Origin of the sequence: Streptomyces sp. NPDC058683 (assembly GCF_042716195.1) — a bacterium.
In the GTDB taxonomy this organism is placed as follows: domain Bacteria; phylum Actinomycetota; class Actinomycetes; order Streptomycetales; family Streptomycetaceae; genus Streptomyces.
In genome coordinates this window covers 162,752-170,344 of record NZ_JBHXSK010000024.1, presented here as the reverse complement: position 1 = coordinate 170,344, position 7,593 = coordinate 162,752, and the positions used below count along the sequence as shown (strand labels likewise).

Here is a 7,593-nt window from a genome sequence, read left to right as displayed (position 1 = left end):
GCCCCACGCCATACGGCGTGGGGCCCCTCACCATGAGGAAGAAGGGGGGAGAGGGAGGAACGGCGTACCCCTCCGCGGGCTACCGACCCAGCGCCGCCAGTTCCTTCGCCGCCTCCGTCAGGTCCTTCGCCGTGTCGATCGCCCGCCAGTACGCCCCCTGCGGAAGCGGGAACCCGGCCAGCCGCCGGCTCCGGGCGAGGTGCGGGAAGGTCGTCCGCTCGTGGTCTCCCCGCTCGGGAAGCATCTCGGCGAACTCGGGCGAGAAGACGTACACACCCGCGTTGATCTCGAACGTCGACGGCGGTGCCTCGATGAAGTCCGTGATGTGCCCGAACCCGTCCGTCTGCACCGCGCCCCACGGGATCCGCGGCCGGGCGAGCGCGAGCGTCGCCACCGCGTCCCGCTCCGTGTGGAAGTCGGCCATGTCGCGCAGCGAGAACCGCGTCCAGATGTCGCCGTTCGTGGCGTACCAGGGCCGGTCGGTGTGCGGCAGACGCGCGGCCGCGTACTTCAGGCCGCCGCCCCGGCCCAGCGGCTCGCTCTCCACCACCGTCGTGACGGAGAGGGGCAGGTCGGCCGAGTCCAGCCACTTCTGCAGGACGTCGGCGAGGTGGCCGCAGGAGACCACCACGTCCGTGACGCCCTCCTCGGCGAGCCAGGTCAGCTGGTGGCCGATGATCGGCGTGCCCGTACCCGGGATCTCGACCATCGGCTTGGGCCGGTCGTCGGTGTACGGACGAAGCCGTGAGCCCTGGCCACCGGCCAGGACCACGGCTTGAGTGGGGCGCAACGCGGCGTTCGGATGGGTCATGCCCCGAACTGTACGACGCGCCCCGGGGGCTCCTTGAGCGCCGTAGGACGGCCCTTAAGAAGCTGTTACCCGCTTACCGGCCGGTGTTCAGCTGTGTGCGGCCAGCACGCCGGACGCGAAGGACGTGTCGCAGACCGGGCGGGCGTACGACTGCGCGCGCGAGGCGCCGTAGATGCGCACCGCGGCCCGGCCCAGCGCGCGGGCGATGGACGAGCAGTGCTGGGCCAGCGACGGGTGGCTGTTGACCGCCTGCTGGAGGTGGGTGAGGACCTGGCCCGGGTTCTTGTCCTGGAGCTCGGTCATCAGCTGCTCGCGCAGGACGTCCTGGGGGGCCCGGGAGACGGCCTTGGAGGAGACATCGGCGTCGGTCACGTCGGTCGCGGTGAGCACCGAGTTCCGCGGGCTTCCCGTCCAGTTGACGCGGGTGACGGCGAGGGTCCCGGAGAGCACCAGGACGACGGGCAGGACGAGGGCGAGAGTGCGGCCGATCCGGCGGGCAGGGCCGCCCCGATGGCCGCGTCGCGTCTGAGGGTTGGTGGAGTGCTTCACGCGTGTGAGGGTAGCGTGCGGTAATGATTTGGCGACATTTAGTCACCGGTTCGGGGGATGGAGAAGTGCCCTGTTTCGGGTACTGGGTTGACGTACACGGCTCGAAAACCACCCGCTTGCCGGGGTAAATCGGGGCAACGGAAAGGGCCCCGCAGCAGGCTGCGGGGCCCTCTTCGTCAACCTGGGCAAGTTCACCCTGGTCAGAGGTTTCTCTGCTTGATCGGTCAGTCGGAGAGACGCTCGCCCGTGGACGTCGAGAACACGTGGGTCTCGCCCGGCCGCGGCACGACGTGCAGCGTGGCGCCCTTCTCCGGGACCGCGCGGCCGCTGACGCGGACGACCAGGTCCTTGAGGTCGTCGTCGACCTTGGCGCTGCCGTAGACGTAGCCGTCGGCGCCCAGCTCCTCGACGACGTTCACGGAGACCGCGAGGCCGGCCGGGGCGTCCTCGGTGTCCTTGGTGAGGGAGGCCGTGGCCTCGCCGTTGTGCTCGACGATGTCGAAGTGCTCGGGACGGACACCGACGGTCACCGTACGGTCACCCTTGTCGGTGGCGGCCTGGAGCGCCTCACGGTTGACCGGGACCACGCTGTTGCCGAACTTCACGCCGCCGTCGGTGATCGGGACCTCGACCAGGTTCATGGCGGGGGAGCCGATGAAGCCGGCGACGAAGAGGTTGGCCGGACGGTCGTACATGTTGCGCGGCGAGTCGACCTGCTGGAGCAGACCGTCCTTGAGGACGGCCACCCGGTCGCCCATCGTCATGGCCTCGACCTGGTCGTGGGTGACGTAGACGGTGGTGATGCCCAGCCGGCGCTGGAGGGACGCGATCTGCGTACGGGTCGAGACACGGAGCTTGGCGTCCAGGTTGGACAGCGGCTCGTCCATGAGGAAGACCTGGGGCTCACGCACGATGGCGCGGCCCATCGCGACACGCTGGCGCTGACCGCCGGAGAGGGCCTTCGGCTTGCGGTCCAGGTACTCGGTGAGGTCGAGGATCTTCGCGGCCTCCTCGACCTTCTGCCGGATCTCCGCCTTGTTCCGGCCGGCGATCTTGAGCGCGAAGCCCATGTTGTCGGCGACCGTCATGTGCGGGTACAGGGCGTAGTTCTGGAACACCATGGCGATGTCCCGGTCCTTGGGCGGCAGGTGCGTGACGTCGCGGTCACCGATGCGGATGGCGCCGGCGTTGACGTCCTCCAGGCCCGCGAGCATCCGCAGCGAGGTGGACTTGCCGCAACCCGACGGGCCGACCAGGACGAGGAACTCCCCGTCCTCGATCGCGATCTCGAGGCCGTCGACGGCGGGCTTGGTGGAACCCGGGTAGATCCGGGTCGCCTTGTCGAACGTAACAGTGGCCATGGCTCAGAGGCCCCCTTCTACCGGCAGGAACGTGCCGGACGATCCGTTGTAGGAAGGTGGTTGGTGTAGTCCACGCGAGTGAACTGGATCTGGACGGTACCCGGCGTTCACCCCGTATGTCAGTACCTGGACCCCTGTGAACTTCGCGGAAATTTTCGACAGGGCCGGCTCGGGAGCTGGGTACACTGCACTGGCACGCATCCCAGGATGCCTGCACGCCTCCTTAGCTCAGCTGGTCAGAGCGCCGCTCTTGTAAAGCGAAGGTCGTCGGTTCGAATCCGACAGGGGGCTCCGACAGCATGGATGACGAGGTCCCGCGGCGGGCTGCTGCCGGCCGTTGATCACGCCGAGGAGCTGCCAGTACCGCTCGAAACGCGGGTCGTGGCCGTCTCCAGCCGCCGCAGAGCCAGGAGCGGTACTTCGGGTCCGTAGCGTTTCCCGGTCCCGCCGACACTCCTACTGCCTGGAACCTCGCTTGGCGCGGCGGGGTATCAGCAGGGTGACGCAGGTTCCCTCACCTGGGGCGGAACCGACGCGGAGGTGTCCGTTCAACAGGTGGCCGCGCTCGTGCATGGCCGACAGCCCGGTTCCTGTGGAGACCACCGTGCGGAGCGCGGACGGGTCGTCCGGTGCGGAAGGCTGCCCTTCCATCCCGCGGCCGTTGTCCCTGACCGCCACACTGATCGCGTGGGCGTCGCTGTCGAGTTCCACGAGAAGGCGGCTCGCCCGAGCGTGTTTGACCGCGTTGTTCACCGCTTCCTGCACGATGCGGTAGACGTGGGCCTGGGCCTCCGGCGACAGCTCGTCCCCAAGCCCGCGCCACTCCGCTCCGACGCGCAGTTCGACGTTCAGCCCGAAGGTGTCCTCGGTGCGCCGGCACAGCGTCTCGAGAGCGGGCGCGAGTCCCAGCTGATCGAGGGCGAGAGGCCGCATTTCCACGATCAGGTGCCGCAGGGACGTGATCTGGTTCGCGATCAAGCTCCGCGCCTGGTCGATGGCCTCGTTCATGGCGGCGGACTGGGCCGTGCCGGCGGCGGCGGACAGAACCATCTGAACAGCGGCCAGTTCCTGAAGGGTGCCGTCGTGCAACTCACGGGCCCAGCGCCGGCGTTCTCGTTCTTCGCCGTCGCTACGGGCGTGGGCCCGCTCCCGCGCGAGACTGTGGCGGCGCGCCACCGCACTGCGGCCGAGCATGACGGCGCAGCCGATCAGCAGGAGAGGCACGATGTTCAGGCCGTTGAAAAGCGGCTCCTTCGTCATGCGAACCAGCTGTGACACGGCGAGGATGAGTGCGAGCCCGCACAGGGCCGCCAGCCATGCCCTCCGGACGGCGTTGCTCAGTGCCGCTGCGACGATGAGGGCGACGGCGGCGCCGAGGGAGAAGCGCATCACCCAGCGAGGCTGCTGCTGGAGGACCTCGACCGCGAAGGCGATGACGAGCAGCGCGGCGCCGGTGGCCTCCATGATCGGGCCGGCCTTGGCTCGCGGCGTGCTGTTCATCCCAGCAGCCCGCGCTCGCGAGCGGCGGCGATGAGTTCCGCCCGCGTCTCGGTCCCGAGCTTGTCCCGAATCCTGGCGCGGTGGGTCTCCACCGTCCGAACGGAAACGTAGAGACGTCGCGCGACCTCCTGGTTGGTGTGGCCCAGGGCGAGCAGTGAGAGAACCCGAAGCTCGCGCGCTGTCAGAGAGACATCCCCTACGGCACCGGGAGCGCCGGCGTCCGCGATGGCCAGTCGGGCGCCCATGGCGGGTTGGAGGTATACGGCTCCCCCCGCGACCTGGCGAGCCGCACCGACCAGTTCCTCCGCCGCCGCCTCCTTGAGCAGGTATCCGGCCGCTCCGATCCGCAGGGCCGCGCGGGCGAACGCGGGATCCTCCTGCATCGTCAGGATCAGAATGCGGGTACCGGGTGACGCCGTGAGCAGGTCGGGGATCGAGGGCAGGCTGGATTGGCCTGCCATGGTGAGGTCCAGGACCAGCACGGACGGTTGCTCCACCGTCACGGCCTGCACGGTCTCCGGGACCGTCGAGCTCTCGGCGACGATCTCGAAGGACTCGTCCCGGGACAACAGCGCGCGCATGCCCGCACGGACCACGGGGTGATCATCGGCGATCACCACGCTGAGACGTGACACAGCCTCCACCCCCGGCTCAGCGCGGTCGGCATTCATGGGGGCAAAGGTACTGCGTGAGGCCGGTCGGCCCGGGCTCCGGGGAGGGGCGCAGCGATCGGGTGAACCCCTGAAGGTGGGGGTGCCGAAGCGGCGGATGCCGAGGCGCCGGGTGCCGAGGCGCCGGGTGCCGAGGCGGCGGGTGCGGGAAACCCGAAGGACGACTGCGGACGGACACCGAGGCCCCCAAGGGTGTCGGAGCACCACGATGGCTGGGCAGGGACCTCGGTCGGGCGCGAAGCGCCGGCCGGCCGACACGGACAGAACGGTGCACAGATGATCGACAGGCGTACCTTCGGCAGGGTCATCGGCGCGGGCGCAGCGGGAACGGCTGCGGCATCACTGGTCGGCCTGGGCGGCCCCGCGGCAGCGGCGTCCTCGTCGTCCGGGCCCGGCGCGGAAAAGGCGGCGACGGCGCTGACACCGGACTCGGGCGACAGGTCCTTCCCGATGCTGAAGCAGGTCAGGGCGGGCGAGCTCATCGTCGGCTACGCCGAGGCCGGCCCGGCCGACGGACCAGCCGTCATCCTCCTGCACGGGTGGCCGTACGACATCCACAGCTACGTGGATGTCGCGCCCCTGCTCGCGGCCCAGGGCTACCGAGTCATCGTTCCCTACCTGCGCGGACACGGCACCACGACCTTCCTCTCGTCGACCACGTTCCGCAACGCGCAACAGTCGGTGATCGCCTACGACATCATCGCCCTGATGGACGCTCTGCGGATCAAGAAGGCCGTGTTCGGGGGCTTCGACTGGGGATCGCGGACCGCCGACATCATTGCCGCCCTCTGGCCGAAGCGGTGCAGGGCTCTGGTCTCCGTGACCGGTTACCTGATCACCAATCGGGAGAAGAACAAGCTGCCGCTGCCGCCTGCGGCCGAGTGGGCATGGTGGTACCAGTACTACTTCGCGACCGAACGTGGCGCGCTGGGCTTCGAGAAGTACCGGCATGATTTCGCGAAGCTCATCTGGCACAACGTCTCCCCGTCGTGGAACTTCGACGACGCCACCTTCGACCGCACGGCGGCGGCATTCGACAACGAGGACTACGTCCCCATCGTCATTCACAACTACCGCTGGCGGCTGGGCCTGGCCCAGGGCGACCCCCGCTACGACGGTATCGAGGCACGTCTCGCGGCCGCGCCCGACATCGCGGTGCCCACCGTCACTCTCGACGGGGAGCTGGATCCCTTCACCCCGGCCGGCGACGGCGCGGCGTACCGGGGCAAGTTCACGGGCCCCTATGACCACCGGACACTCAAGGGGATCGGCCACAACGTGCCGCAGGAAGCGCCCGAAGCGTTCGCCCGAGCCGTCCTCGATGCCGACCGATTCTGACCAGCGGTGTCGCTTCTGCTGCGGCCCGAGCCGTTCGGCAAGGAAGGCGAAGCCCACCGGGCTGCCCGGCGCCGAGCCGCGGTGTTTCACAACTGAGGAGGACGAAATGACACCTGAAAAGACAGGATTCTCGGATGCCGCCGATACCGGGCAGCGTCCCTGGTTCGGTAAGTTGCCGGAGCGCATTCGCCCGGAGCAACTGGTGGAGGTACGGCCTGCCACGGTGCCGGATCCGGCCAGGGATACGTACAACTCCGACGACTGGCTCACCCGTACCTGTCTGTAGACGGGCGTCACGCCTCGCGTGCCGGTCGACCATTGAGTTTTACCCCTGTGGGTGTTGCCCGCAATGGTCTGGCGTCGGGATCGCTATTCTTCCTGTCGGATTCGCCACTGATCCGACAGGGCCTGACGGTTTAGATTTTTTCTCACACCGAACGGTCATTCAAGGAGAAATTGATGCCGCTGCTCACCGCGTCGAAGGTTCCTGACGGGTTCGTTGAGAAGACGAGTCAAGTCAATGGAATCACCGTCAACTATGCCGTAGGCGGCACCGGTCCCACGGTTGTTCTGCTGCACGGATATCCGCAGACCTGGTACTCGTGGCGGAAGATCATGCCGGCGCTCGCGGAGCGGTACACAGTGATCGCGCCCGACCTCCGCGGTTCCGGCGGCTCGGACGCTCCCGAGAGCGGATACGACAAGGCCACCCTCGCGGAGGACGTACACCAGTTGCTGGTTGCGCTCGGGCTGGATGAACAGGTCAATGTCGTCGGACACGACATCGGGACCATGGTTGCGTACGCTTACGCGGCCGCTCATCGAAGCTCGACTCGGACCCTGACGCTGCTGGAGGCCCCTCAGGTCGACGAGATCGCGTACGAGTTGCCCGCGTGGACCGAGGCCGGACCCGGCTTGTGGAACTTCGGTTTCTTCACGCTCGACAATGGGCTGCAGGAGAAGATCGTCGCCGGACGCGAGGACATCTGGATCGAAGGATTCATCGGCTGGATGGAAAAGGTGAAGGGCGGAGTGGACGCTCAGGCACTCGCCGAGTACGCGCAGGCTCTGCGACGTCCGGGATATCTGCGAGCGTCCTACGAGTACTTCAGGACGTTCCCTCGGGACGTCCAGGACACGATCCGCAACCGCGGCACGACGCTGACGATGCCGGTGTTGGCCATCGGCGCCGACGGCGCGCTCGGTGAACTCGTCCCTGAGCAGGCTCAGAAGTACGCCGACGACCTGACTGGCGCTGTGGTTGCGAGCGGACACTGGATCCCGGAAGAGGCTCCTGAGATCCTGCTCGAACACCTGCTGCCGTTCCTCGGCAAATAGCGTACGTGGGGCGATTCGCCCCGGT

8 protein-coding genes and 1 tRNA gene are annotated in these 7,593 nt (G+C 68.1%); 4 read left to right on the top strand and 5 right to left on the bottom strand.

Annotated features, from left to right (window positions below; translation table 11 throughout):
- Window positions 1-79: 79 nt before the first annotated feature.
- The 3 genes from ACFWXC_RS26775 to ACFWXC_RS26765 all read right to left on the bottom strand — a co-directional run bounded on the left by ACFWXC_RS26775 (window position 80) and on the right by ACFWXC_RS26765 (window position 2,721).
- Window positions 80-811, bottom strand: a complete 732-nt coding sequence (locus tag ACFWXC_RS26775; protein ID WP_384482665.1) for an NDP-sugar synthase — start codon at window positions 809-811, stop codon at window positions 80-82.
- Between the two features lie 87 nt (window positions 812-898).
- Window positions 899-1,360 carry a hypothetical protein gene (locus ACFWXC_RS26770; RefSeq protein ID WP_384482663.1) on the bottom strand — a complete coding sequence of 154 codons (462 nt, stop codon included), beginning with the start codon at window positions 1,358-1,360 and terminating at the stop codon, window positions 899-901.
- Window positions 1,361-1,584: 224 nt separating this feature from the next.
- Complete coding sequence (locus ACFWXC_RS26765) at window positions 1,585-2,721, bottom strand: ABC transporter ATP-binding protein (RefSeq protein WP_384482661.1); 1,137 nt, start codon at window positions 2,719-2,721, stop codon at window positions 1,585-1,587.
- Between the two features lie 217 nt (window positions 2,722-2,938).
- Between ACFWXC_RS26765 and ACFWXC_RS26760 the strand changes: the two genes are divergently transcribed.
- A tRNA-Thr gene (locus tag ACFWXC_RS26760) sits at window positions 2,939-3,012 on the top strand.
- Window positions 3,013-3,177: 165 nt separating this feature from the next.
- Here ACFWXC_RS26760 and ACFWXC_RS26755 read toward each other — a convergent pair.
- Both ACFWXC_RS26755 and ACFWXC_RS26750 read right to left on the bottom strand, forming a co-directional pair.
- Entirely contained in the window at window positions 3,178-4,221 is a 1,044-nt protein-coding gene (locus tag ACFWXC_RS26755) for a sensor histidine kinase (RefSeq protein ID WP_384482660.1), read from the bottom strand.
- Window positions 4,218-4,856, bottom strand: a complete 639-nt coding sequence (locus ACFWXC_RS26750) for a response regulator (RefSeq protein ID WP_384482659.1) — start codon at window positions 4,854-4,856, stop codon at window positions 4,218-4,220. The genes ACFWXC_RS26755 and ACFWXC_RS26750 overlap by 4 nt, the downstream gene beginning before the upstream one ends.
- Before the next feature lie 312 nt (window positions 4,857-5,168).
- Between ACFWXC_RS26750 and ACFWXC_RS26745 the strand changes: the two genes are divergently transcribed.
- The 3 genes from ACFWXC_RS26745 (at window position 5,169) to ACFWXC_RS26735 (ending at window position 7,568) form a co-directional block, all read left to right on the top strand.
- Window positions 5,169-6,230, top strand: coding sequence for an alpha/beta fold hydrolase (locus ACFWXC_RS26745; protein WP_384482657.1), 1,062 nt, complete (start codon window positions 5,169-5,171; stop codon window positions 6,228-6,230).
- 106 nt (window positions 6,231-6,336) lie between these two features.
- A complete protein-coding gene (locus tag ACFWXC_RS26740) occupies window positions 6,337-6,516 on the top strand; it encodes a hypothetical protein (RefSeq protein WP_384482655.1) in 180 nt (59 codons plus the stop codon).
- Between the two features lie 173 nt (window positions 6,517-6,689).
- The gene (locus ACFWXC_RS26735) at window positions 6,690-7,568 is read left to right on the top strand and encodes an alpha/beta fold hydrolase (protein WP_384482653.1); all 879 of its coding nucleotides are present in this window, start codon (window positions 6,690-6,692) and stop codon (window positions 7,566-7,568) included.
- The last annotated feature ends 25 nt before the right edge of the window (window positions 7,569-7,593 follow it).

Bases quoted from the DNA above. Each gene is read 5' to 3' on its own strand.
- ACFWXC_RS26775 (WP_384482665.1), bottom strand. From the start codon at position 811: ATGACCCATCCGAACGCCGCGTTGCGCCCCACTCAAGCCGTGGTCCTG.
- ACFWXC_RS26765 (WP_384482661.1), bottom strand. From the start codon at position 2,721: ATGGCCACTGTTACGTTCGACAAGGCGACCCGGATCTACCCGGGTTCC.
- ACFWXC_RS26755 (WP_384482660.1), bottom strand. From the start codon at position 4,221: ATGAACAGCACGCCGCGAGCCAAGGCCGGCCCGATCATGGAGGCCACC.
- ACFWXC_RS26745 (WP_384482657.1), top strand. From the start codon at position 5,169: ATGATCGACAGGCGTACCTTCGGCAGGGTCATCGGCGCGGGCGCAGCG.
- ACFWXC_RS26740 (WP_384482655.1), top strand. From the start codon at position 6,337: ATGACACCTGAAAAGACAGGATTCTCGGATGCCGCCGATACCGGGCAG.
- ACFWXC_RS26735 (WP_384482653.1), top strand. From the start codon at position 6,690: ATGCCGCTGCTCACCGCGTCGAAGGTTCCTGACGGGTTCGTTGAGAAG.